The sequence below is a fragment of the Streptomyces longispororuber genome (assembly GCF_014656095.1).
Classification (GTDB): domain Bacteria; phylum Actinomycetota; class Actinomycetes; order Streptomycetales; family Streptomycetaceae; genus Streptomyces; species Streptomyces longispororuber.
Genome location: NZ_BNBT01000077.1, coordinates 1 through 22276, shown reverse-complemented (window position 1 = coordinate 22276; position 22276 = coordinate 1). Strand labels below are relative to the sequence as shown.

Below are 22276 nucleotides of genomic sequence, written 5' to 3'. Positions count from 1 at the left end.
CCCGCCCGTCAGGGCCGCGCGGCCCGCGCGGGGGCGGCGGGTTCGCCGAGGGCGGTGGTGTCGGTCGGCGCGGCGGATTCTTCAGTGGCGACAGGGGTGGTGGTCGTGTCCGGGGCGGCGAGTTTGACGCCCACTGTGCGGACGGTGTGGAGGTAGCGCGGGGCCTGGGCGGTCTCGCCCAGTTTCCGGCGCAGCCAGGACAGATGGACGTCGACCGTCTTGTCGGCGCCGCCGAGCGGCTGGTGCCAGACCTCGGCGAGGAGTTCGCGCCGCGACACCACCTGGCCCGCGCGCCGGGCCAGGTGGGCGAGCAGGTCGAACTCGCGCGGGGTGAGGTCGACGGGGCTGCCGTCCAGGGTCACCTCGCGGGCGGCGGGGTCCACGGTGAGCCCGCCCACCCGCAGCGGCTCCTCCGCGGCGCCCGCGCCGAGGCGGCGCAGCACCGCTTTCACGCGGGCGTCCAACTGGGCCGCCCCGAAGGGCTTCACGATGTAGTCGTCCGCCCCGGCGCCCAGGACCGCCACCATCTCCGGCTCCTCGTCGCGCGCGGTGGCGACGATGACCGGTACGTCGCTGACGGCCCGCAGCATCCGCAGCACCTGGGCCCCGTCCACGTCCGGCAGCCCCAGGTCGAGCACGACGAGGTCGGGCCGCTGCGTGACGGCCGCGTCGAGCCCCGCCATGCCGCTGGGCGCCGTCGCGACGGCGTGCCCCTTGTCCCGCAGGGCCCGCAGCAGGGCACCGCGCAACTGGGGATCGTCCTCCACGACGAGAAGATGGGCCATGGGGCCACGGTAGCCAGGGATTCGCGCGCACTTCACTCCCTGGTTCACGCCGGGCACGGGTCCTTGCGGAGCTTTAACCGGGGCCTTAACCGGACGTTAGGGAAGGCCCGGGGAGGGTGAGGGCCGAAGCGGCCTGGACGGTGAAGGGCGGGGCGGGTGCCATGAGGCCAGGTGCCACGGGCAAGTGGTGGAGCGGGAAGAGGTGGGGCGCGGTGGGGACGGCCGCCTGGGTCGCCGTGGGCACGGCGGCCGGGGCGCTGGGCGCGTGGCAGCTCGCGAGCGCGGACGGCGGGGGCACGGCGCACAGCCGTCCGCTGGACGAGGGGGCGGTGCGCAGGGCGCTGGCCGCCGAGCCCACGCGGACACCTCCGCCGCCCGCACGGTCGGCCGGTCCCTCGGCGACACCGCGTGCGCCGGACCCGCCGGGCCCGTCGGCGCCGCCGAGTCCCCCGGAGGCCGGGAGGCACGAGCGGCCCGCGTCGCCGTCTTCGCCTCCGCCTTCGTCGCGGACGTCGTCACCGTCGCACCCGTCCGCTCCCGCGGTTCCCGGGCGGCGCTCGACGGTCCGCTTCACCGGGGGGACGGCGACGGTGGAGTGCCGCCCGGACGGCACGGCGTACCTCGTGTCCTGGAGCCCGGCGGACGGCTACCACTTCGACGAGGACGTCGTACGGGGCCCGGGGCGCGTGGTCCGCCTGGAGGCGGAGCCGAGCGACGACACGGCGGCGGACGACGACCTGTCGTACGCCATCACCTGCGACGCCACCGGCCCCCGGGTCCGCCCGGCCCCGGACGACTGAGCGCCCCGAAGGCGCGGGCCGCGTACCTGTTCCTCCTCTGAGTAGAGCGTTCGTTCCACCGATGAGGTGGTGACGTACGCCGACGGGCGACGCGTGGCCGGGTGGTACAGGCGATACAGGCGATACAGGCGGTACGGGCGGTACGGGCGGACCGGATTCTCCGCGCGCGGACCGCTCCGCCAGGGGGGCCGCGGGGCCCGACAGATTGTCGGGTTATGCGGCGGTCGCCAGACACCCCGCACATGCCGCGCCCCCATCCCCCACCCCTACCCTCGCCCCCATGACCCCTCTGACCCCTCAGCCCGACCCCCAGCGCGGCGCGGCGGTCGCCGCGACCGACCGCGCGCACGTCTTCCACTCCTGGTCGGCACAGGAACTCATCACGCCGCTCGCGGTGGCCGGCGCCGACGGCTCGTACTTCTGGGACTACGAGGGCAACCGCTACCTCGACCTCACCAGCGGCCTCGTCTTCACGAACATCGGCTACCAGCACCCCAAGGTCGTCGCCGCCATCCAGGAGCAGGCCGCGAGCCTCGCCACGTTCGCGCCGGCGTTCGCCGTCGAGGCGCGCTCGGAGGCGGCGCGGCTCATCGCCGAGCGCACCCCGGGCGACCTGGACAGGATCTTCTTCACCAACGGCGGCGCCGAGGCCGTGGAGAACGCCACCCGCATGGCCCGGCTGCACACGGGCCGCCCCAAGGTGCTCTCCGCGTACCGCTCGTACCACGGCGCCACCGCCGCCGCGATCAACCTCACCGGCGACCCGCGCCGCTGGCCCAACGACAGCGGTTCGGCGGGGGTCGTGCGCTTCTGGGCGCCGTTCCTGTACCGGTCGCCGTTCCACTCCGAGAACGAGACCCAGGAGTGCGAGCGCGCCCTGACGCACCTGGAGGACACCATCGCCTTCGAGGGCCCGGCCACGATCGCCGCGGTCATCCTGGAGACGATCCCCGGCACCGCCGGGATCATGCCGCCGCCGCCCGGCTACCTCGCGGGCGTCCGCGAGCTGTGCGACCGGCACGGCATCGTCCTGATCCTGGACGAGGTGATGGCGGGCTTCGGCCGCACCGGCAAGTGGTTCGCCGTGGACCACTACGAGGGCGTCGTACCGGACCTGCTCACCTTCGCCAAGGGCGTCAACTCCGGATACGTGCCGCTCGGCGGCGTCGCCATCTCCGGCGCCGTGGCCGAGACCTTCGCCCGGCGGCCCTACCCGGGCGGCCTCACCTACTCCGGCCACCCGCTGGCCTGCGCCGCCGCCGTCGCCACCATCAACGTCATGGAGGACGAGGGGGTGGTCGAGAACGCGGCGCGGATCGGCGCCGAGGTCGTCGGCCCCGGCCTGCGCGAGCTGGCCGCGCGCCACCCGAGCGTGGGGGAGGTGCGGGGGCTCGGCATGTTCTGGGCCCTGGAGCTGGTCCGCGACCGAGGGACCCGTGAGCCGCTCGTCCCCTACAACGCGACCGGGGAGGCCAACGCGCCCATGGCCGCGTTCGCCGCGGCCGCGAAGGCGAACGGGGTGTGGCCGTTCGTGAACATGAACCGTACACATGTGGTGCCGCCGTGCACGGTGACGGAGTCCGAGGCGAAGGCCGGCCTGGCGGCCCTGGACCGGGCCCTGGACGCGGCCGACGCCCACACCGCGTAGCCCCGCCCCGCGGGGCTCCCTCTCCCACCCCCGGCCGGGCCGGCGCCGCCGGGCCCCGCCCGGCCGGGGCGCAGGCGGGGCGGGGCCGGGCCGGCCGGGGCGGAACCCCGACCGCGTAGTCTGACGTGCTCGTAAGCGACGACACCACCACGCGTCCGGCGAAGCCGCAGACGACCACGCAGGGGGAGGCCACCAACCATGCCCGGAGCCGACGGCCCAGCCGTCATCCGCAGCACCCTGCGCCAGCAGATCGCCGACGCCCTGCGCGACGAGATCCTCGCGGGCCGCCTCGTGCCGGGCCAGGAGTTCACGGTGAAGGAGATAGCCGACCAGTACGGCGTCTCCGCGACCCCGGTCCGCGAGGCCCTGGTGCACCTCACCGCGCACGGCCTCCTGGACTCCGTGCAGCACCGCGGCTTCCGCGTGCACGAGCACTCGCTCGCCGACTACCGCGGCATGCTCCAGGCGCGCGGCCTCATAGCGGACGGCATCTTCCGCGAGCTGGCGGCCGCGTCGGACCGCGTACCCGTACCGCCGTCCGGTTTCGTGTCGGTGCGCCGCCGCGGCGAGGAGGCCTCCCGCGCGGCCGCCGCCGGCGACCTCACCGTCCTCATCGGCTACGACCTGCGCTTCTGGCGCGAGCTGAGCGCCCTCTTCGGCAACCCCTACCTGGCCGACTTCCTGCACCGCCTGCGCGTCCAGTCCTGGGTGTGCGCGGTCCCGCACCTGCGCCGCCATGCCGAACGCGCCGGCCACCTGCGCGGCCGCCTGTGGTCCCGCCACACCGAACTGGTCGACGCCCTGGCACGCCACGACGCGTGTACGGCGCACACGATCGTCGCGGAGTACAACGCGCACTCCCTGCGGCTGGTCGAAACACTGGCGGCCGAGGACACCGGGAACGCCGAGGGCACCGGGAACGCCGGGAACGCCGGGAACGCCGGGAACGCCGAGAACGCCGAGAACAGCGGGAACGCCCAAGGCAGCGAGCACGGCGGGAACGCCGGGGCCGCCGAGCACAGCCGACGCACCCAGCGCACCCAGAGCCAGCAGAGCCCCCAGAGCCACGGGAGCAACCGGCCCGACGACCCCGCCCACCCCGCCACCCCCCGGCGAGCAGCCGAATGACCGGCGTGGACCTCAGCGTCGTCATCCCCGCCTACAACGAGGAACACCGCCTCGGCCCCACCCTGGAAGCCGTCCGCGCCTACCTCGACGCGCCGGGCGGGCCCCCGGCCTGGGAGCTGATCGTCGTCGACGACGGGTCGAGCGACCGCACGGCGGACATCGCCGCCGAGGCCGCCGCGGCCGACCCCCGCGTCCAGCTCGTCCGCGGCGGCGCGAACCGCGGCAAGGGCCACGCCCTGCGCCAGGGCGTCCTCGCCTCGTACGGCCGCCGCGTCCTGGTCACGGACGCGGACCTCGCCGCGCCCATAGAGGAGCTGGAGGCCCTGGAGAAGGCGCTCGCCGAGGGCCACGCGGCGGCGGTCGGCTCCCGTGCCCGGCCCGGCGCGACGATCGGCGTGCACCAGCACCGGCTGCGCGAGCTGCTCGGCCGGGGCGGGAACTTCCTGATACGTACGGTCGCCGTCCCCGGGATCCGCGACACCCAGTGCGGGTTCAAGCTGTTCGACGGCGACCGTGCCCGCGCGGCCTTCGCCGCGTCCCGGCTGCGCGGCTGGGGCATAGACGTCGAGATACTGCACCACTTCCGGTCCCAGGGCTGGCCGGTCGCGGAGGTGCCGGTGCGCTGGTCGCACCAGGAGGGCTCGAAGGTGCGGCCCGCCGACTACGCCCGCGTCCTCGCCGAGCTGACTGCCCTGCGGGCCCGCGCGCTGCGCCCCGCCGACCTGCTCGTCGCGTTCCTCTTCCTGGCCGCCTCGATTGCCCTGTACGCGCGCCGCTGGATCTCACCGGACCACCGCTACCTGCCCCACGCCCTCCAGGACCAGAACCAGTGGGAGTGGTTCTTCGCCGTCACCGCCCGCAACGTCAGCCACTTCGACAACCCCCTGTTCACCACCCTCCAGAACGCGCCGGACGGCGTGAACCTCATGGCCAACACGGTCATGCTCGGCCTCTCCGTCCCCCTCGCCCCGGTGACCTGGGTGTTCGGCCCGGCGGTCAGCCTGAACGTGGCGATGACGCTGGGCCTCGCCGCCACCGCGACCGTCTGGTACTGGCTGCTGCGCAGACGCCTCGTACGCCACCGGGGAGCCGCGGCGACCGGCGCGGCGCTCGCCGCCTTCGCGCCGCCGATGGTCAGCCACGCGCACGCGCACCCGAACTTCATCGTCCTGTTCATGATCCCGCTGATCATCGACCGGGCGCTGCGGCTCTGCGAGGGCCGTCACGTGGTCCGGGACGGGGTGGTGCTCGGCCTGTTCGCGACGTACCAGATCTTCCTCGGCGAGGAGCCGCTGCTGCTCGCGGCGCTCGGCATGGTGCTGTTCACGCTCGCGTACGCGGTCGTGCGCCGGGACGTGGCGCGGGCCGCCTGGCACCCCCTGACGCGGGGCGTCGGGATCGGCCTCGGGGTGTGTCTGCCGCTGGTCGCGTTCCCGCTGTGGTGGCAGTTCTTCGGGCCGCAGAGCTACAAGAGCGTGCTGCACGGCGACGACGCGGGCAACAGCCCGCTCGCCCTGCTCTCCTTCGCCGAGCGCTCGCTGGCGGGCGACGCGGACACCGCCGCCGCGCTGTCGATGAACCCCACCGAGCAGAACGCCTTCTACGGCTGGCCGCTCGTCGTCCTCGCCCTGGCGATCGCGGTGTGGCTGTGGCGGCGCCCGGTGGTGAAGGCCCTCGCGGTCACGGCGGTGGCGGCGGCGCTGCTCTCCCTGGGGCCGAAGTTCCGCATCCCGCTGACGGACGTGGTGCTGCCGGGCCCGTGGGCGCTCCTCGCCGACCGGCCGCTGTTCGAGTCCGTCATCGAGGGGCGCGTGGCGATGGTGTGCGCGCCGGTGCTCGGCATGCTGGTGGCCCTCGCGATCGAACACCTGGTGACGCGGGAGGAGCGCGCGCCCGGGTCCGCGCCGGGCCGCGGCCGGCTCGTCGCGCGGTACGCGGGCCTGGGCGCGGTCGCCGCGGCCCTGCTCCCCATCGTGCCGCTGCCGCTGAAGGCCGTGGACCGGATCGACGTCCCGGCGTTCGTCGCCGACGGCACCTGGCGGCGGTACGTGGACACGGCCGCGGGCGAGACCCTCGTACCGGTGCCGCTCCCGGACCCCGGCTACGCGGAGGCGCTGCACTGGCAGACCACCGCCGGCCTGGGCTTCCGCCTCCCCGGCGGCTACTTCAACGGGCCCTGGGGCCCGGACCGGATCGGCATCTACGGCGCCCCGCCCCGCAACACCTCCAACCTCCTGCGCGACATCCGGGGCTCCGGCCGGGCCGTGCGCGCCACGGACGCCTGGCGCCGCGCGGTCCGCGAGGACCTGCGGTTCTGGAACGCGGGCGTCGTCGTGCTCGCCCCGCAGCCCGCCGACGCGGCGCTGCGCACGACCCTGGACGATCTCCTTGAACAGCGCGGAAAGTGGGTAGACGGGGTGTGGATCTGGGACGTACGAGGGGGAGCCTGAGCGGCACGGCTGCCACTACGCTGCGGGAACAACACGCACCGTAGCGGGCGCGTGCGCCGTCGCACGCGCCCCCCGACCACTCGACGACCACCCCCCGACCGCTCCCCGACCACTCGCCCCGACCACTCGCCCCGACGCCCACCCGACTGTCACACCCAACCCCCCCCACCCGACCCGTCCGAACCCCACGTCGTCCGACGTTCGACGTTCTGACCCGAGGAGCCTTTCTTGGCCTGCGACTTGTGGCTCGTCCCGCTTGTCGACGTGCTGTGCCACAGCCCCGACAACCCCTTCGCCGAGGAACTCGCCACGTACGACAAGGCGCTGACCGAGGCGGGACTGCCGCCGGTCCCCGTCTACGCGTACATGCCCGGCCTCTCCGGCGACGTGGCGCCCGTCGCGGGTTTCGACTACGACGCGCTGCACTTCCTGCGGCGCGCGTACCTGCTGCGGGTCTGCGGCCTGGAGGTCACGCCCGTGGACGAGCTCGGCGGGGACTACGAACAGCTCCTGGAGATGTTCGACGCGACGGCCCAGCAGTCGCACCTGGTGTGGCACTACGACCACGCGGGGGCGTACGTGCCCGTGGACTTCCCGGCACCGCTCGCCAACGACGAGCTGCTCGCGGGCGGCGGCCCGCTGGGCTCCTCGCAGGCGCTCCTGCGGGAGCTGGAGTTCGTGGCCCCGGCCATCGGCATAGACCCCGCGAACCCGCCCCTGCCCCCGGCGCCGCCGCAGTCCCCCACGACCCTGGAGGAACCGGCCCCGCCGCCCCCGCACGACGCCAGCCCCTACGCCCGCGAGCGCCACGTCTGGCTGGGCCTCCACGCAGCCACCACCCGAAGCCTCGCCCAAGGCTCCATGATCATCTACAGCTAGCCCCCCCCGCCGCCCCAGCGGCGGTTCCCTCCCCGCCGCGGGCACGCGCCACCCGCCCCCGCCCCGCCCACCCGCCCCCGCCGCGGGCGCCCGCTGCGGGCACGCCCCCCGCTGTGGGCACGCCCCCCCCGCTGTGGGCACGCCCCCCCCGCTGTGGGCAGACGTCCCGCAGGGCGGGACGGGTGGGCACAGCCGTAGGTGCCGCCCAGCCGTACAACCAGGCCGCCAAGGCGCCGCCCGCCCCGGCACAGGGGCAGCACAAGAGCAAGCCGCAGCAACAGCCCTCACCGAGGCTCAGGCGGCCGCTGCCGAGGCATGTTCGGCCGCGCCCCCGGCGGCAGGGGAAACCGCCCAGGAACACCCCCGGGCTCCCGCCCGGGGGCACCCCCGCCCCCGCCCCCACCCCCCTGCACGGCCAGCGCAGCGCCCCGCGCACGGAACTCCACCATCCAGTCCACCGTCTCCGCCCGCACCAGCTCCGTCACGTCCTCGGAGAACCTCCGCAGCACCCCCAGGCACCGCTCCGCCGCCTCACTGGCGGTCCCCTCCGTCGGCCCGAGCACCTCCCGCACGCTCTCCGACGCCCAGTCGAACTGGAGCGCCTGCAGCCGCCGCTGCACGGCCTGCGCGGTGGCCACGTCCCGCATCCACCCGGACGTGAACCCGAAGTACCGGTCGCACCCCACGCACGCCACCCCGGCGAGCAGCGAGACGAACCCCCAGGCGGCCCCGCCCGTCACCGCCCCCGTGAGGTCGAGCAGCGGCAGCGTCCCGCCGCCGAGGGCGCCGAGCGCCGCGCCGCAGCGCAGCAGCCGGGCCGCGCGCCGCTTGCGGACGCGGTCGCGCAAGTACCACGCCGCGGTGTCCAGCGCACCCCGCTCCACCCACCGGTACAGCTCGTCGAGGCGGGCGGCGGGATCGCCCCAGTCGCCCGTGGGGAACACCCGCGGGCCCAGTTCGCAGCCGGGGCCGTCACCCGCCGTACACGGTGTGCCTGATGCCCCCGCCCCGGCCTCCTGCCCCTCATGGGGCACCCCCTCAGGCTGCATATCCGGCTGGTGGTGGCTCACCCGGCACTCCCTCGGCTTCCGCATAAGTCCCGCATAAGTGACGCAACGTAATGGACGGTGCCTCTGTGCGGCGTCCAGTCCTACCGCCCAATGGGTGGGTATGCGGTCGTTTTCGCGGCTTTTCCTCCTGGAAGGGTCTGTTGATCGGGTATAGGAGTGCGGCGTTTCTCACCCGAAAGAGTGCCCTCGGGAGTGCCGGGGCGCGGGCACCCGCGACCACGTAGGCTCGTGGCAGGCGTCAACCCGCCCACAAGCACGTCGTACGCAATCGACCGACACACCAGGAGCTGATCGTGATCCCCGGTGGTGGACAGCCCAACATGCAGCAGTTGCTCCAGCAGGCCCAGAAGATGCAGCAGGACCTCGCGAAGGCACAGGAGGAGCTGGCGCGCACCGAGGTCGACGGCCAGGCGGGCGGCGGCCTCGTCAAGGCGACGGTCACCGGTTCCGGTGAGCTGCGCGCCCTGGTGATCGACCCCAAGGCGGTCGACCCCGAGGACACGGAGACCCTCGCGGACCTGGTCGTGGCCGCCGTGCACGCGGCGAACGAGAACGCCCAGGCGCTCCAGCAGCAGAAGCTCGGCCCGCTCGCGCAGGGCCTGGGCGGCGGCGGCATCCCCGGCCTGCCGTTCTGACCGTCCGCCGTTCCGGCCGTCCCCCGTCCTGATCGTCCGCCGTTCCGGCCGTCCCGGGTCTCCCGTCCCGGCCGTTACCTTCAAAGACGGCCGACGGCCAACTACGGTACGTGTCACAGCCCCCCGACCCCCGAACACTGACCCCGGCGGACCGGATCACCAGGAGACTGGAACCCCGGCGGACCGGGACACCGGCCCCCGGAAGCCCGGGACCCCGGCGAGAACCCGCGGAAAGGCAGTCCGTTGTACGAAGGCGTGGTCCAGGACCTCATCGACGAGCTGGGCAGGCTGCCCGGGGTCGGTCCCAAGAGCGCGCAGCGGATCGCCTTCCACATCCTCCAGGCGGAGCCGACGGACGTGCGCCGTCTCGCGCACGCCCTGCTGGAGGTGAAGGAGAAGGTCCGCTTCTGCGCGACGTGCGGCAACGTGGCGCAGGAGGAGCTGTGCAACATCTGCCGTGACGCCCGCCGCGACCCCTCGGTCATCTGTGTGGTCGAGGAGCCCAAGGACGTCGTGGCGATCGAGCGGACCCGCGAGTTCCGGGGCCGGTACCACGTGCTCGGCGGGGCGATCAGCCCCATCGAGGGCGTCGGCCCCGACGACCTGCGCATACGGGAGCTGCTGGCGCGCCTCGCCGACGGCACGGTCACCGAGCTGATCCTCGCCACGGACCCGAACCTGGAGGGCGAGGCGACGGCGACGTACCTGGCGCGCATGATCAAGCCGATGGGCCTGAAGGTCACCCGCCTGGCCAGCGGACTCCCTGTCGGGGGAGATCTGGAATACGCGGACGAGGTCACCCTGGGCCGCGCTTTCGAGGGGAGACGACTCCTAGATGTCTAAGTCACCTGAGCCGAAGCCGACGTCGTCGCCGACCTCCGCCGGGGGCGCCGGGCCCGAGCCCAAGACGCTGGTGCACGCCGCGTCGCAGGACCCGGACGACTTCGCGGTGCAGATCTCCGACCAGGTCGAGAGCTTCATCGTGGCCGTCACGGAGGTCGCGCGGGGCGCCGAGCCGGACTCGGCGGTGCCCTTCCTGCTCCTGGAGGTCTCCCAGCTCCTCCTCGCGGGCGGCCGTCTCGGGGCCCACGAGGACATCGTCCCCGACGAGCGCTACGAGCCCGACCTCGGGCCCGAGGGCGACGTGGACGAGCTGCGCGAGCGCCTGGCCGTCCTGCTCGACCCGATCGACGTCTACTCCGAGGTCTTCGACCCCTACGAGCCCCGCAAGGCCCCGGTCGCCTGCCGCATCTCCGACGACCTCGCCGACGTCGTCACGGACCTGCGCCACGGCCTGGCCCACTACCGCGAGGGCCGCACCACCGAGGCCCTGTGGTGGTGGCAGTTCTCCTACTTCTCCAACTGGGGCTCCACGGCGTCCGCCGCCCTGCGTGCCCTCCAGTCGCTGGTCGCCCACGTCCGGCTGAACCAGCCCCTGGAGGACCTCGACGGCCTGGACACCGACCAGGACCTCACCGACGAGACCCTGGAAGAGGCCGCCGGCCGCGTCATGGCCGAGGAGATCGCGGGCCCTCTCGGCCTGCGCCCGGTTCAGTAGCGGTTCCGAGCAGCGCCGCCCGCAGCCGCGCCGCGTCCACGTGGGGCGCGGTCGGCGTGGGCTCGCTGTACCACCGCAGCGGCCAGGTCTCGCCGTCCAGCGCCGGCACCCCGATGTACGCCGCCGTCCGGCGCCGGGCCGCGCCGAACCGCTGCACCCCGAGCGGCCACTCGTGCGCCGCGGCCGCGCCCGGCGCCACGAGGAAGTACATCCACCGGAACCCCACGGCCTCGCAGACCACCGGCCCCGCGTCGCCGTCCGTCTCCTCGATGAGCCGCGCCGCGACCCGCTCCCCTCGTACGCCCTGAATCCGCAGCGCGTCGAAGTGCACGCCCGACAGCCGGAGTTGATGCCCCACCACGGGGACCCACTCGGGCCAGTGAATTGCGTTCGTCATGGTCACACCCTGGTGCCTCCGGGGCTACGCTCGGTAGTGACCGCGGGGTGACGCGCAAGGCTGTAGCCATCGGAGGTGGACACTGTGCCGGTCCAGTACAACTCCTCGTCGCCCGGTACCTGGCGGTACAGCGGCAACCAGATGAAGCGCTGGCGCACGAAGGCGAACGTGACCCGCGAGGAACTGGGCGCCGCGTCGAACTACTCCCCCGACACCATCAAGGCCATGGAGCAGGGAGTACGCATGCCCACGGCCCGCGCCCTCGACACGGCGGACGAGCTGTGCCACGCGGACGGCTTGCTGAGCGCGGCCAAGGACTACGTGAAGCGAGAGCCGTTCCCCGCGCGAGCGCAGGACTTCATGCTGTACGAGCAGCAGGCCATCAGCTTGTGGTGGTACGAAGTCGCACTAGTCCCCGGGCTGTTGCAGACGGAGGCGTACATGCGGGCGTTGTTCGGCAACTCCACTCCGCCGCCGGAGGAGGAGACCGTGGAGGAACGCGTCGCTGCGCGCACGGCGAGGCAGGAAGTCCTGACGCGAAGGCCACCGGTTGCGTGCAGCTTCATGTTGTACGAAGCGGTTCTGCGTGGCCCACAGGTGGACAAGGAGCAACTTGTCCACCTCTTGGACAGCGGGCAGCGCAACAACGTGGTGATCCAAGTGCTGCCCTACGAGCGCGCTGTCCCGGCCGCGCTCAGCGGGCCGATGGTGTTGCTGGAGACCAGCGACCACGAGCGTTTCGCGCTCTCCGACGGTCAGCAGGTCAGCCAACTGTCTTCTGACCCGAAGCTCGTCAGTGTGCACGGCGAGCGCCTTAGCATGATCCGAGCAGTGGCCCTCGGCCCGGGCGAGTCGGCCTCCTTCATCGAGCGGATGGTGAATGACTGTGAGCGATGACTTGCAGTGGTACAAGTCCAGCTACAGCGACGACGAAGGAGCCTCGTGCATCGAGGTGGCCTTGGACTGGCGCAAGTCCACGTACAGCGACGACGAGGGCGCCAACTGCGTGGAGGTAGCCCACCACGACCCCACCGGCATCCACATACGCGACTCGAAGTGCCCCGCCGGGCCCCGGCTGTTCGTCTCCGGGCCCGCCTGGAGCGCTTTCGTCTCCGCAGTGCTACCCGGGGCTTGAGCCGTTTGCGGCCGCGCCGGATTCGTCGAGCGGATGGCATGCGGGTGCAGAGCACGGAGTTGAAGTGGCACGAGTCCACCTACAGCAACTCGGAAGGCGGTGCTTGCGTCGAGATGTCCTGGGACTGGCGTAAGTCCACGTACAGCGATGACTCGGGCGGCAACTGTCTCGAAGCCGCTGCGAAATGGCGCAAGTCCGCGTACAGCGATTCCGAGGGAGGCAACTGCGTTGAAGTAGCCCCGGCCTGGCGCAAGTCCACGTACAGCGACGCCGAGGGCGCCAGTTGTGTCGAGGTAGCCCACCAAGAGCTCACCGGCATCCACATACGCGACTCGAAGTGCCCCGCCGGACCCCGGCTGTTCGTCTCAGGCACCGCCTGGAGCGCCTTCGTCTCCACCGTTCGGCCCGAGGCTTGAGCACAGGCGGGCGGTAAAACCAGGTGCGGCCGGTCGCCATGATGGTGTGTGATCCAGGTCATGACGATCGCTCTGAACGAGCCTGGTGTCGACGGGTTGATCGGGGTCGTGGAGGCCCTCCGCGTATGGCAGGACGACCGCACGCCGTTGCAACTCCATCCGGGAGACCTCGGCTGGGCCTGGGCGCTCGGCGCGGAGAGGCTGGCGGCAGCCGTCCGTACCTGGAGCGTGGACGGACGGATCATCGCCGTCGGATACCTGGACGGCCCGGACGTGCTGCGCCTGACAACCGCGCCGGACCTGCGACAGGACGGTGATCTGGCGCGCCGGCTGCTGGCGGACCTCGATGATCCGGGGCGGGGGGTCCTGCCGCCGGGGAAGGTCGGCGTCGAGATCCCCGACGGCGCCCTGCTCCGCGAGGTCCTCTTGGCGGCGGGCTGGAACGAGGACGAGCCGTGGACGCCGCTGCGCCGTGACCTCTCCGAGCCGGTGCGGGACTCCGGCCTGCGGATCGAGGTGGCCGGTCCGGAGACGGCGGGGGTGCGGACCGCGGTGCACCGCTCGGCGTTCGGCAGCCCGAAGTTCACCGAGGAGGTCTGGCACGTCCTCGCGGCCGGGCCGGTCTACGCCGACGCCCGCTGCCTGATCGGCTACGACGACGAGGACAACGCGGTGGCCGCGGCGACGGTCTGGTCGGCCGGGCCCGGCAGGCCCGGCCTGCTGGAGCCGGTGGGCGTGCACGCCGACCATCGCGGACGCGGCTACGGGACGGCGATCAGCGTCGCCGCCGCGGCGGCGCTGCGTGAACTGGGCGCGTCGAGCGCACTCGTCAGCACCCCCAGCTCCAACGCTGCCGCCGTCGCCACCTACAGGGCGGCCGGATACGAGCCGTCGTCCGAACGCCTGGACATCAGCCGAGCCGCATGAGAAACAGCGGGCGACGGCATCGGCCAGTGGCCGAGCACTGCGTCGACCGGCGCAAGGGAGGGCGTGACCGAGCTGACGCCACGTGCTCGGCACTCCTCGACGAAGAGACGGTGTACACATCACCGATACGCTCGCCGCCGCGCCGACGTTCCCCGTCCGCGTGGGCCCGGAACGCCATGACGGACACCTCGGAAGCGGGCTGCCAGTGCAGGGTGTAGGCCGGGGCGTTGGCGTCCGGGACGTGCTCCATGGGCACACCGCGCCGCATCAGCAGCCGCTCCAGTTTGTCGAAGCGGAGGTGGCGGCCGAAGCGGCCGTACCGCTCGCGTATCGCCCTGTTCACCAGGCCACCGCCCCCGTACGAGAGCCGATGCACGTGCAGGGTGAAGTGGTGGCCCTCCCACGGGTGGTCGGGCGATTCCCGGCCCCAGAAGAACTCGACCATTCCGTAGTCGCGCCACATGCTGTGGTCGTCGAAGGAGTTCTCCGCGAAGTCGGAGCCCAGGACTGCCGTGACCTGGTCGGGGCTGTCCGTCGGCTTGGCGCCGAGCACCGTACCGGTCGTGATCACGTCCACGTGGAACGCGAGGGAGTGCGGGGTCAACAGGGCCTTCCTTGACGGGGCATCTGTGCTGTTCGGCCCGGGGCTCGAGCCCCGGGATCCGAGCTTCTTCCATGGGTTGGTTCGGTTAAGTCCTGAACCCAACCCACCAAGCCACTACGGGAATTGGCCCTACGTCACCCACGAGGGTGACGTTTCGTAGTCAGCTTGCTTCGGAACGTAAAACCGCTCTAGGTTCGCGGCAATGAAGCGGCCCCGGCCGGTGTCACCAACACCAGTGCCGAGGCCTAGTCCTACGTATCGAAGAAGAGGTTCGAACGTGGCTTACGCCCAGCTTAATGCTGTCCTGCCGTCCCCGTCCCACCCGATGGCCAAAACGGGTTACGGGAAGCGTCACGCGAGTGACGAACCCCCGCACACCGAAGCCGACTTCGCACACCTGCCCCAGCGCGACGCGGAGATCGCGGCCTTCATCGACCACCTCCCCGTCGGGGCGGCCATGGGGCACAAGGTCATCGCCGCCGAGCACCCCCGGTACGGCCAGCAGGCCGTGCGTACGTCGATGGGGCGCCTGACCGGGGCGGGGCACCTGCGCTGGGTCAAGGACCGCAGCCCGAGCCGGAGGGCGGTGCGGCCCGCCAGGCCCTCGCGGGGCTGCGCGCGGCGGACCGGCGGCTCGCGCTGTCCGAGCGGGACTGCCGCGCGCTGGAGCCGCTGGCCGCGGAGTGGCTGGCGCGCGGCGCGACCCCGGCCGACATCACCCAGGCCCTGACCGCCGGCCTGCCGGAGGCCGTCACGAACCCGGGCGGCCTCACCCGTACCCGATTGGAGACCAAGATGCCCCCCAAGAAGCTGCCCAAGGCCCCGGCCAAGACCCGGCGGCGCGCCCGCGTCACGCGCGCGGTGTTCGTGTGCGGGCTCTGCGAGGAGCCCGAGACCACCACGGAGCTGGTGAACGGGCTGTGCGCCGACTGCCGCGCGGAGTGTCTGGCGGACAGCGAGGACGGGGCGCCGCACGTCGTCCCGGGCGTGGTCCCGGACACCTTCCTGGCCGTCCCGCGCCGGCAGGCTCCCGCCCCGGTCGTGGACGTGACCCGGTACGTCGACGAGATCCGCCGCGCGTCGGGGTACGCGCCCAAGGAGCGCGGATGAGCACCGGGCGCCTACGCCGCCACCGGCATCCCCGTCTGTCTGCTCGCCGACCGGGAGACCGACGAGCCGGTGGTGCACGCCCATCCGAAGGACGGTACGTACCGCAGCGTCATCCGGCGGTCGTTCGGCGAGACCGTGGAGCTGCCCGAGCCCGTCGGCATCACCCTGGACACGGCGAAGCTGAAGGAGTACGCGGACTGAGGCCCGGGCGCCGGGGTCCGGCCGTGTGACCCGTCCCACTTTCCGGAGTGGTCGGCAGCGCCTGCGGGCAGGGGTGTCCCCGGAGCGGCCGGAGGACGGACGGCCCCCGAAGTTGATCACTTTGTGAGCGGGATATCTCACGATCTGATACTGCCGGGGGCGGATTCGGCCGCTCGTTAGACTGAGCTGACCGCCGGAGCGCGGGAAGAAACTTCACTGAGCGAGGAGCGCACGTGGGCCTTGTCGTGCAGAAGTACGGAGGCTCCTCCGTTGCCGATGCCGAAGGCATCAAGCGGGTCGCCAAGCGCATCGTCGACGCCAAGAAGAACGGCCACCAGGTGGTCGTCGTGGTGTCGGCGATGGGTGACACGACGGATGAGTTGATCGATCTTGCCGGGCAGGTGTCGCCGATCCCTGCCGGGCGTGAATTCGACATGCTGCTGACCGCCGGAGAGCGGATCTCCATGGCCCTGCTGGCCATGGCGATCAAAAACCTGGGCCACGAGGCCCAGTCGTTCACCGGCAGCCAGGCCGGTGTCATCACCGACTCGGTCCACAACAAGGCGCGGATCATCGATGTCACGCCGGGCCGCATCCGGACCGCGCTCGACGAGGGCAACATCGCCATCGTCGCGGGCTTCCAGGGTGTCAGCCAGGACAAGAAGGACATCACGACCCTCGGGCGCGGTGGCTCCGACACCACCGCCGTCGCCCTCGCCGCGGCCCTCGACGCCGAGGTGTGCGAGATTTACACCGACGTGGACGGCGTGTTCACCGCCGACCCGCGCGTGGTGAAGAAGGCCCGGAAGATCGACTGGATCAGCTTCGGGGACATGCTGGAGCTGGCCAGCTCCGGGTCCAAGGTGCTGCTCCACCGCTGTGTGGAGTACGCGCGTCGCTACAACATCCCGATCCACGTGCGCTCGTCCTTCAGCGGACTGCAGGGCACCTGGGTCAGCAACGAACCGCAAGGGGACCGCAAGGTGGAGCAGGCGATCATCTCTGGTGTCGCGCACGACACGTCCGAGGCCAAGGTGACGGTCGTGGGCGTACCCGACAAGCCGGGCGAGGCCGCCGCGATCTTCCGCGCCGTCGCCGACGCCGAGATCAACCTGGACATGATCGTCCAGAACGTGTCGGCCGCGTCCACGGGCCTGACCGACATCTCCTTCACCCTGCCCAAGTCCGAGGGCCGCAAGGCCATCGACGCCCTGGAGAAGACGAAGGAGCGCGTCGGCTTCGACTCGCTGCGCTACGACGACCAGATCGCGAAGATCTCCCTGGTCGGCGCCGGTATGAAGACGAACCCGGGCGTCACCGCCACGTTCTTCGAGGCGCTCACCGACGCCGGGGTGAACATCGAGCTGATCTCGACCTCCGAGATCCGCATCTCGGTCGTGACCCGCGCCGAGGACGTCAACGAGGCCGTGCGCGCCGTGCACACCGCCTTCGGTCTCGACTCCGACTCGGACGAAGCCGTGGTCTATGGAGGCACCGGGCGATGAACCGCAAGCCGACGCTCGCGGTCGTCGGGGCGACCGGGGCCGTCGGCTCGGTGATGCTCCAGATCCTGTCGCAGCACGCCGACATCTGGGGCGAGATCAGACTCGTCGCCTCCCCGCGCTCGGCCGGCCGCAAGCTGGCCGTGCGCGGGGAGGAGGTCGAGGTCCTCGCGCTGGACGAGGACGTCTTCGACGGCGTCGACGTCGCCATGTTCGACCTGCCGGACGAGGTCGCGGCGCAGTGGTCGCCCGTGGCCGCCTCGCGCGGGGTCGTCGTGGTCGACAACTCCGCCGCCTTCCGGATGGACCCCGACGTCCCCCTCGTCGTACCGGAGGTGAACCCGCACGCGGCCCGGCTGCGGCCGCGCGGCATCGTCGCCAACCCCAACTGCACGACGCTCTCGATGATCGTCGCGCTCGGGGCGCTGCACGCGGAGTTCGGCCTGCGGGAGCTGGTGGTCTCCTCGTACCAGGCGGTCAGCGGGGCCGGGCGGGACGGCGTCGCCACCCTGCGCCGGCAGATCCAGCTCGTCGCGGGCAGCGAACTCGGCACCGGGCCGGGTGACCTGCGCCGCGCCGTCGGCGACGACACCGGGCCCTTCCCGGAGCCCGTCGCGCTCAACGTCGTGCCCTGGGTCGGCGCCGTCCGCGAGGACGGCTGGTCCTCGGAGGAGATGAAGATCCGCGACGAGTCGCGCAAGATCCTCGGCCTGCCGGACCTGAAGGTCGCGGCCACCTGCGTCCGCGTCCCCGTCGTCACCACCCACTCGCTCACCGTCCACGCGCGCTTCGAGGGCGAGGTGACCGTCGACCGCGCCCGCGAGATCCTCGCCACCGCCCCCGGCGTCGTCCTCTTCGACGACCCCGCCGCCGGGGAGTTCCCCACCCCGGCCGACGCCGTCGGCACCGACCCCACCTGGGTCGGACGGCTCCGGCGCGCCCTGGACGACCCCGCCGCACTCGAACTCTTCGTGTGCGGCGACAATTTGCGCAAGGGCGCGGCCCTCAACACGGTGCAGATCGCCGAGTTGGTGGCGGGCGAGTTCCCGGGCAACGGAACCAACCCCCCGTAAGGCCGTCCATAAGGCTCCCCGAAGCGGAGCGCCCTGTAGGAACTGTGTAAGTTCTGTGTCCTATCTGATGGTCCAGACCGCTTGAACTGGGGCGTCCGCGCGTTCGAAGATTCGGCTTCCGCCCGTCGCAACCGCGAGGGCGGCGCTCGCGTCTTCGCCGTCGCCCTCCGCCGGGCGGCCCGGAACGCTGCGGCAGACATATGGGGCTTAGGGGAAGAGCTGGTACGCATGGGGGCTATCGACGCGCCGCGGAAAGCGGCGCATGTGAGGCACGCCGCGCACGCGATGCCGAACGCCACGCCTGACGCGTACAACCCTGATGGGGGGAAGCGTGTCCAACAGGCGTGGCAGAGGTACTCGAATTCACCGCGAGCGGCACGGCGGCACTGCGCCCGTCCCGCCGGCCTCGCGTACCCGGCGGCATGCCGGTGATCGCCCCCATGCCCGCGACGCGGCCCGCCCGCATCCCGACGCAGCGCGAGGGCGATGAGTTGGCCGTGACCGCGGGCACCACCGTCGACCACCTCACCGAGACCTACCGCGCGCACTACCGTTCGCTGCTCGGCCTCGCTGCCCTGCTCCTCGACGACACCGCCTCGTGCGAGGACGTCGTACAGGAGGCGTTCATCCGCGTGCACTCCGCGCGCAAGCGCGTCCGCGACCCCGAGAAGACCCTCGCGTACCTCCGCCAGACCGTCGTGAACCTCTCCCGGTCCGCGCTGCGCCGCCGCATCCTCGGCCTGAAGCTCCTGACCAAGCCGATGCCCGACATGGCGAGCGCCGAGGAGGGCGCGTACGACCAGTTGGAGCGCGACGAGCTGATCAAGGCCATGCGCGGCCTCCAGCGCCGCCAGCGCGAGGTCCTCGTCCTGCGGTACTTCGCCGACATGACCGAGGCCCAGGTCGCCGAGACGCTCGGCATATCGCTCGGCTCGGTCAAGGCGTACGGCTCGCGCGGCATCGCCGCCCTGCGGGTCGCCATGGAGGCCCCGGCATGAGCGGAACGGGCGACAGGGAACGCGACGCGCGCGCGGAGCGCGAGGCGGCCGAGCGCGAGCACGGTGACGACCGCGCCGGGCGTGCGCAGGGGGCGGACCGGGCCGGGCGCGGCGCGCGGGATGAGCAGGGCGAGCACGGCGAGCACGGAGCCGCGCGCGGTGAGCGCGGTGAGCACGACGCTGGGAACGACACGGTGAAGCACGGGCAGGGCGGGCAGGACGACGGACCCGACGGGCTGGAGGGGCCGCCGGACCGGGCGGACGGGCCGAAGGGGTCTGGCCGGGCGGACGGGCCGAAGGGGTCCGGCCGGGCGGACGGGCCGCGTTGGTCGAAGGGGCCGGATCGGTCGGACGGGGCGGGCCGGAAGGTCGGGCCGGTCGGACAGGACGAGCCGGACGGGCCGGTCGGGCAGAACGGGACGGTCGAGTCGGTCGAGTCGGTTGAGTCGGTCGAGACGGTCGGGCTGGACGGTGACCTCACGGAGCGGCTGCGCGGGCTCGGGCGGCTGACCGCCCTCGACGGCGGCGCGAACCGGAGTGCGGGGCCCGGCCCCGGTGGCGCCGACGACCTGGGCGAACCGGCGGGTCTCGCCGACGACGAGCTGGCGCTGCGGCGGCTGCTGCGCTCCGCCGTCCAGGACATCGAGCCGGCCGACTCCGCCCTGGACAAGCTGCGGCACGCGGTGCCCGCGCGCCGGGCCCGGAAGCGCCAGGCGCTGGCCGGTGCCGCCGCCGTCGTCCTCTTCGCGGTCACCGCCGTGCCCGCCCTCGTGCACGTCACCCGCTCCGCGGGCGACTCCGACGCGCGGCCGTCCATCGCGGGCGCGGGCAAGAGCCAGGAGAGCCAGGGCGGCAGCGGTGAGGCCAGCAAGGCCGCCGAGCGCCCCGGCAAGGACACCAAGCCCGACGAGAAGGACAAGAAGGACAAGAAGGACGGCAAGGAGAAGGGCAGCAAGGGCAAGGAGAAGGGCGGCAAGGGCAAGGGCGAGACCGGCAGGGGCGGCGCCACCGGCGGCGGCACCGAGCCGGGCGACCAGGACACCGACGCCGCCAGCTCCCCGGCCTGCGACGCCGCCCAGCTCGGCGACGCCTCCGGCTCCGTCACGCCCGCCGACGCCGACGGCAAGGTCTACGGCACCTTCCGGATCGCCAACGTCTCCGGCAGTAGCTGCACCGTGACGAGCCCGGGCGCCGTCGCCGCCACCGCCCAGGGCGCGACCGACCCCGCCGCCGTGAATGTCGTCGACCACACCGCGGGCGACGCCGCGACCGGCCTGCCCGACCCCGCCCAGGAAGCCACCTCACTGGTCCTGAAGCCCGGCGCCGCGTACGAGGTGCGCTTCGCCTGGGTGCCCTCGGCGGCGTGCCCCTCCGACGGCGGCGAGCCCTCGCCGAACCCGTCCCCGTCCGAAGGCGGCGGCACCGGCGGCACCGGCACGGAGGGCGCGGGCGGTGAGGGCGGCGTGACCACGCAGCTCGTCCCCGAGGACGGCACCAAGGACGGCAGCGTCGCGCTCTCCCTCACGGCGGAGCCGGGCGCCCCTTCGGCGGCCGCGACGGTCCCGAACGCCTGCTCCGGGACGGTGTACAAGACGGGGGTGCTCCCCGCGCAGTAGACGCGGTCGCGCTGCGGTGCGGTGGCGCTGCGGTGCGGTGGCGCTGCGGTGCGGTCGCGCTGCGGCGCGGTGGCTGCGGTGCGGTGGCGCTGCCGCGCGGGGTGCTCAGGTCGCGGAGGCCTTGGGGGTCTGGGGGCTCTGGGGGCTCAGGGGAGACTGCGCGTCCTCGGCCTCGGCCTGCATCAGGCCCAGCTCCGCGTCGCGGGCGGCCTCCCGCTCGCGGCGGAACAACCGGAACCACATGAACACCACGAACCCCGCGAACACGAACCACTCACCCGTGTAGCCCAGGTTCTGGAACGCCTTCATGTCCAGGCCCGAGTCCTCCGGCGCGGCCGCCGGAACCGGCTTGAGGCCGTCCGTGCCCCGCTCCAGCGTCACCCACGCGTTGTACACGTCGTCCGGGACCAGGTTCACCAGCGACGCCGCGCTGATCATGCCGACCTGGCCGGAGGGCAGGCCGCCCGCCGTCCGTACGCCGTCCGAGCTGGGGCTCTCCGAGGCCTGGAGCGCGCCGGTCACCGTGACCTCGCCCCGCGGCGGCGCGGGCGCCCGCCGCGCGTCGGCGTCGCCCGGCAGCCAGCCGCGGACCACGGGCAGCGACTTGCCGCCGGTGGTGTGCAGCAGGGTGAGGACGTAGTAGCCGCGCTCGCCGTCCAAGGTGCGGTCCGGGACGAGGAGTTGCTTGCCGTAGCGGCCCGTGGCCGACGCCCGCTCGCCGGAGGTCTCCCGGTCGACCGGCAGCAGCGCGTCCAGGGGGCGCGCCTTTCCGCTGGTGTCGACGGTGGCCTGCCGCTTCGCGTCCTCGTGGTCCTGCACGCGGTCCTCGAAGCGGCTGAGTTGCCAGGAGCCCATGAAGAGGCAGACGGGGATCGCCAGCGCGACGAAGACGTTGATCCCCCACCAGCGGGGGGTGAGGAGGAACCGGTACACGCCCTCCACGGTACGGTGCCCCGCCCGGCCCCCTGCCCCCGGGGCTCGGCCCCGGCCCCCTCTCTCCTCCCGCCCACCCGCCCCTCCATCGGCCTGGCGGCCTCGTCCTCAAACGCCGGACAGGCTGAGAGTGCCCGCGTCCCGCCGCGGTCGGCTGCCCCTCCATCGGCCTGGCGGCCTCGTCCTCAAACGCCGGACGGGCTGAGAGTGCCCGCGTCCCACCGCCGTCGGCTGACCCTTTATCGGCCTCCGGCCTCGTCCTCAAACGTCGGACGGGCTGGAAGTGCCCGCGTCCCGCCGTGGTCGGCTGACCCTTCATCGGCCTGGCGGCCTTGTCCTCAAACGCCGGACGGGCTGAGATTGTCCGCCGTCGTCGACTGGCGGACGGGCGGGCGACGACGGCGAGTCGAG

Annotated in this window: 22 protein-coding genes and 1 pseudogene; 18 read left to right on the top strand and 5 right to left on the bottom strand. The window is 72.8% G+C overall.

Going from position 1 to position 22276, the window contains the following annotated elements; translation table 11 throughout:
* Positions 1 to 8: 8 nt before the first annotated feature.
* The gene (locus tag IE330_RS22655) at positions 9 to 785 is read right to left on the bottom strand and encodes a response regulator transcription factor (protein WP_229925842.1); all 777 of its coding nucleotides are present in this window, start codon (positions 783 to 785) and stop codon (positions 9 to 11) included.
* Positions 786 to 1375: 590 nt separating this feature from the next.
* On the opposite strand from IE330_RS22655, the gene IE330_RS22650 reads away from it, so the two are divergent.
* The 5 genes and pseudogenes from IE330_RS22650 (at position 1376) to IE330_RS22630 (ending at position 7690) form a co-directional block, all read left to right on the top strand.
* Positions 1376 to 1585, top strand: coding sequence for a hypothetical protein (locus IE330_RS22650; RefSeq protein WP_190137925.1), 210 nt, complete (start codon positions 1376 to 1378; stop codon positions 1583 to 1585).
* Between the two features lie 280 nt (positions 1586 to 1865).
* Positions 1866 to 3233 carry an aspartate aminotransferase family protein gene (locus IE330_RS22645; RefSeq protein ID WP_190137924.1) on the top strand — a complete coding sequence of 456 codons (1368 nt, stop codon included), beginning with the start codon at positions 1866 to 1868 and terminating at the stop codon, positions 3231 to 3233.
* Positions 3234 to 3431: 198 nt separating this feature from the next.
* Positions 3432 to 4124 (top strand): annotated as a pseudogene (locus IE330_RS22640) (GntR family transcriptional regulator); the annotation flags it as partial.
* 233 nt (positions 4125 to 4357) lie between these two features.
* Positions 4358 to 6811, top strand: a complete 2454-nt coding sequence (locus IE330_RS22635; protein ID WP_190137923.1) for a dolichyl-phosphate beta-glucosyltransferase — start codon at positions 4358 to 4360, stop codon at positions 6809 to 6811.
* A gap of 228 nt (positions 6812 to 7039) precedes the next feature.
* The gene (locus IE330_RS22630; protein WP_190137922.1) at positions 7040 to 7690 is read left to right on the top strand and encodes a putative DNA-mimic protein; all 651 of its coding nucleotides are present in this window, start codon (positions 7040 to 7042) and stop codon (positions 7688 to 7690) included.
* Positions 7691 to 7974: 284 nt separating this feature from the next.
* On the opposite strand, the gene IE330_RS22625 is transcribed toward IE330_RS22630, so the two are convergent.
* Positions 7975 to 8784: an SLATT domain-containing protein gene (locus IE330_RS22625; protein WP_190137921.1), complete on the bottom strand. Its 810-nt coding sequence runs from the start codon at positions 8782 to 8784 to the stop codon at positions 7975 to 7977.
* A 269-nt stretch (positions 8785 to 9053) separates the two neighbouring features.
* On the opposite strand from IE330_RS22625, the gene IE330_RS22620 reads away from it, so the two are divergent.
* The 3 genes from IE330_RS22620 (at position 9054) to IE330_RS22610 (ending at position 10953) form a co-directional block, all read left to right on the top strand.
* On the top strand, positions 9054 to 9395 hold the full coding sequence (locus tag IE330_RS22620; RefSeq protein ID WP_190137920.1) for a YbaB/EbfC family nucleoid-associated protein: 342 nt from the start codon (positions 9054 to 9056) through the stop codon (positions 9393 to 9395).
* Positions 9396 to 9638: 243 nt separating this feature from the next.
* Positions 9639 to 10238 (top strand): recombination mediator RecR, encoded by a 600-nt coding sequence (gene recR / locus IE330_RS22615; RefSeq protein ID WP_030682774.1) that lies wholly within the window; start codon positions 9639 to 9641, stop codon positions 10236 to 10238.
* Positions 10231 to 10953, top strand: a complete 723-nt coding sequence (locus tag IE330_RS22610) for a DUF5063 domain-containing protein (protein WP_190137919.1) — start codon at positions 10231 to 10233, stop codon at positions 10951 to 10953. Before recR ends, IE330_RS22610 begins: the two co-directional genes overlap by 8 nt.
* On the opposite strand, the gene IE330_RS22605 is transcribed toward IE330_RS22610, so the two are convergent.
* A complete protein-coding gene (locus IE330_RS22605; RefSeq protein WP_190137918.1) occupies positions 10904 to 11356 on the bottom strand; it encodes a hypothetical protein in 453 nt (150 codons plus the stop codon). The two genes, IE330_RS22610 and IE330_RS22605, sit on opposite strands and share 50 nt — an antisense overlap.
* Before the next feature lie 78 nt (positions 11357 to 11434).
* Between IE330_RS22605 and IE330_RS22600 the strand changes: the two genes are divergently transcribed.
* Genes IE330_RS22600 through IE330_RS22585 form a run of 4 tightly spaced genes read left to right on the top strand, consistent with a single transcriptional unit; the run spans position 11435 to position 13828 of the window.
* The gene (locus IE330_RS22600) at positions 11435 to 12247 is read left to right on the top strand and encodes a helix-turn-helix domain-containing protein (RefSeq protein WP_308439034.1); all 813 of its coding nucleotides are present in this window, start codon (positions 11435 to 11437) and stop codon (positions 12245 to 12247) included.
* Positions 12237 to 12485, top strand: a complete 249-nt coding sequence (locus IE330_RS22595) for a DUF397 domain-containing protein (protein WP_190137917.1) — start codon at positions 12237 to 12239, stop codon at positions 12483 to 12485. The genes IE330_RS22600 and IE330_RS22595 overlap by 11 nt, the downstream gene beginning before the upstream one ends.
* 44 nt (positions 12486 to 12529) lie before the next feature.
* Positions 12530 to 12901, top strand: a complete 372-nt coding sequence (locus IE330_RS22590; RefSeq protein ID WP_229925840.1) for a DUF397 domain-containing protein — start codon at positions 12530 to 12532, stop codon at positions 12899 to 12901.
* A 60-nt stretch (positions 12902 to 12961) separates the two neighbouring features.
* A complete protein-coding gene (locus IE330_RS22585) occupies positions 12962 to 13828 on the top strand; it encodes a GNAT family N-acetyltransferase (RefSeq protein ID WP_190137915.1) in 867 nt (288 codons plus the stop codon).
* Here the strand turns inward: IE330_RS22585 and IE330_RS22580 are convergent.
* Entirely contained in the window at positions 13812 to 14432 is a 621-nt protein-coding gene (locus IE330_RS22580) for a hypothetical protein (RefSeq protein WP_229925839.1), read from the bottom strand. The two genes, IE330_RS22585 and IE330_RS22580, sit on opposite strands and share 17 nt — an antisense overlap.
* A gap of 795 nt (positions 14433 to 15227) precedes the next feature.
* On the opposite strand from IE330_RS22580, the gene IE330_RS39895 reads away from it, so the two are divergent.
* From IE330_RS39895 to IE330_RS39135, 6 genes are all read left to right on the top strand, one after another.
* Positions 15228 to 15542 carry a hypothetical protein gene (locus tag IE330_RS39895; protein WP_308439033.1) on the top strand — a complete coding sequence of 105 codons (315 nt, stop codon included), beginning with the start codon at positions 15228 to 15230 and terminating at the stop codon, positions 15540 to 15542.
* A 72-nt stretch (positions 15543 to 15614) separates the two neighbouring features.
* Entirely contained in the window at positions 15615 to 15743 is a 129-nt protein-coding gene (locus IE330_RS39715; RefSeq protein ID WP_268257320.1) for a hypothetical protein, read from the top strand.
* 233 nt (positions 15744 to 15976) lie between these two features.
* The gene (locus tag IE330_RS22570; protein ID WP_190137914.1) at positions 15977 to 17248 is read left to right on the top strand and encodes an aspartate kinase; all 1272 of its coding nucleotides are present in this window, start codon (positions 15977 to 15979) and stop codon (positions 17246 to 17248) included.
* Complete coding sequence (locus tag IE330_RS22565; protein ID WP_190137913.1) at positions 17245 to 18318, top strand: aspartate-semialdehyde dehydrogenase; 1074 nt, start codon at positions 17245 to 17247, stop codon at positions 18316 to 18318. The genes IE330_RS22570 and IE330_RS22565 overlap by 4 nt, the downstream gene beginning before the upstream one ends.
* Positions 18319 to 18740: 422 nt before the next feature.
* On the top strand, positions 18741 to 19316 hold the full coding sequence (locus IE330_RS22560; RefSeq protein WP_190137938.1) for a SigE family RNA polymerase sigma factor: 576 nt from the start codon (positions 18741 to 18743) through the stop codon (positions 19314 to 19316).
* A complete protein-coding gene (locus IE330_RS39135; RefSeq protein WP_229925837.1) occupies positions 19313 to 20932 on the top strand; it encodes a collagen-like domain-containing protein in 1620 nt (539 codons plus the stop codon). The genes IE330_RS22560 and IE330_RS39135 overlap by 4 nt, the downstream gene beginning before the upstream one ends.
* 105 nt (positions 20933 to 21037) lie before the next feature.
* On the opposite strand, the gene IE330_RS22550 is transcribed toward IE330_RS39135, so the two are convergent.
* Entirely contained in the window at positions 21038 to 21865 is an 828-nt protein-coding gene (locus IE330_RS22550; RefSeq protein ID WP_190137912.1) for an SURF1 family protein, read from the bottom strand.
* Between the last annotated feature and the right edge of the window lie 411 nt (positions 21866 to 22276).

What these genes read in the sequence shown, in the direction of transcription:
- IE330_RS22655 (WP_229925842.1), bottom strand. Translation starts at nt 785, where the DNA reads ATGGCCCATCTTCTCGTCGTGGAGGACGATCCCCAGTTGCGCGGTGCC.
- IE330_RS22645 (WP_190137924.1), top strand. Translation starts at nt 1,866, where the DNA reads ATGACCCCTCTGACCCCTCAGCCCGACCCCCAGCGCGGCGCGGCGGTC.
- IE330_RS22635 (WP_190137923.1), top strand. Translation starts at nt 4,358, where the DNA reads ATGACCGGCGTGGACCTCAGCGTCGTCATCCCCGCCTACAACGAGGAA.
- IE330_RS22625 (WP_190137921.1), bottom strand. Translation starts at nt 8,784, where the DNA reads ATGCGGAAGCCGAGGGAGTGCCGGGTGAGCCACCACCAGCCGGATATG.
- IE330_RS22610 (WP_190137919.1), top strand. Translation starts at nt 10,231, where the DNA reads ATGTCTAAGTCACCTGAGCCGAAGCCGACGTCGTCGCCGACCTCCGCC.
- IE330_RS22585 (WP_190137915.1), top strand. Translation starts at nt 12,962, where the DNA reads ATGACGATCGCTCTGAACGAGCCTGGTGTCGACGGGTTGATCGGGGTC.
- IE330_RS39895 (WP_308439033.1), top strand. Translation starts at nt 15,228, where the DNA reads ATGCCCCCCAAGAAGCTGCCCAAGGCCCCGGCCAAGACCCGGCGGCGC.
- IE330_RS22565 (WP_190137913.1), top strand. Translation starts at nt 17,245, where the DNA reads ATGAACCGCAAGCCGACGCTCGCGGTCGTCGGGGCGACCGGGGCCGTC.
- IE330_RS22560 (WP_190137938.1), top strand. Translation starts at nt 18,741, where the DNA reads ATGCCGGTGATCGCCCCCATGCCCGCGACGCGGCCCGCCCGCATCCCG.
- IE330_RS39135 (WP_229925837.1), top strand. Translation starts at nt 19,313, where the DNA reads ATGAGCGGAACGGGCGACAGGGAACGCGACGCGCGCGCGGAGCGCGAG.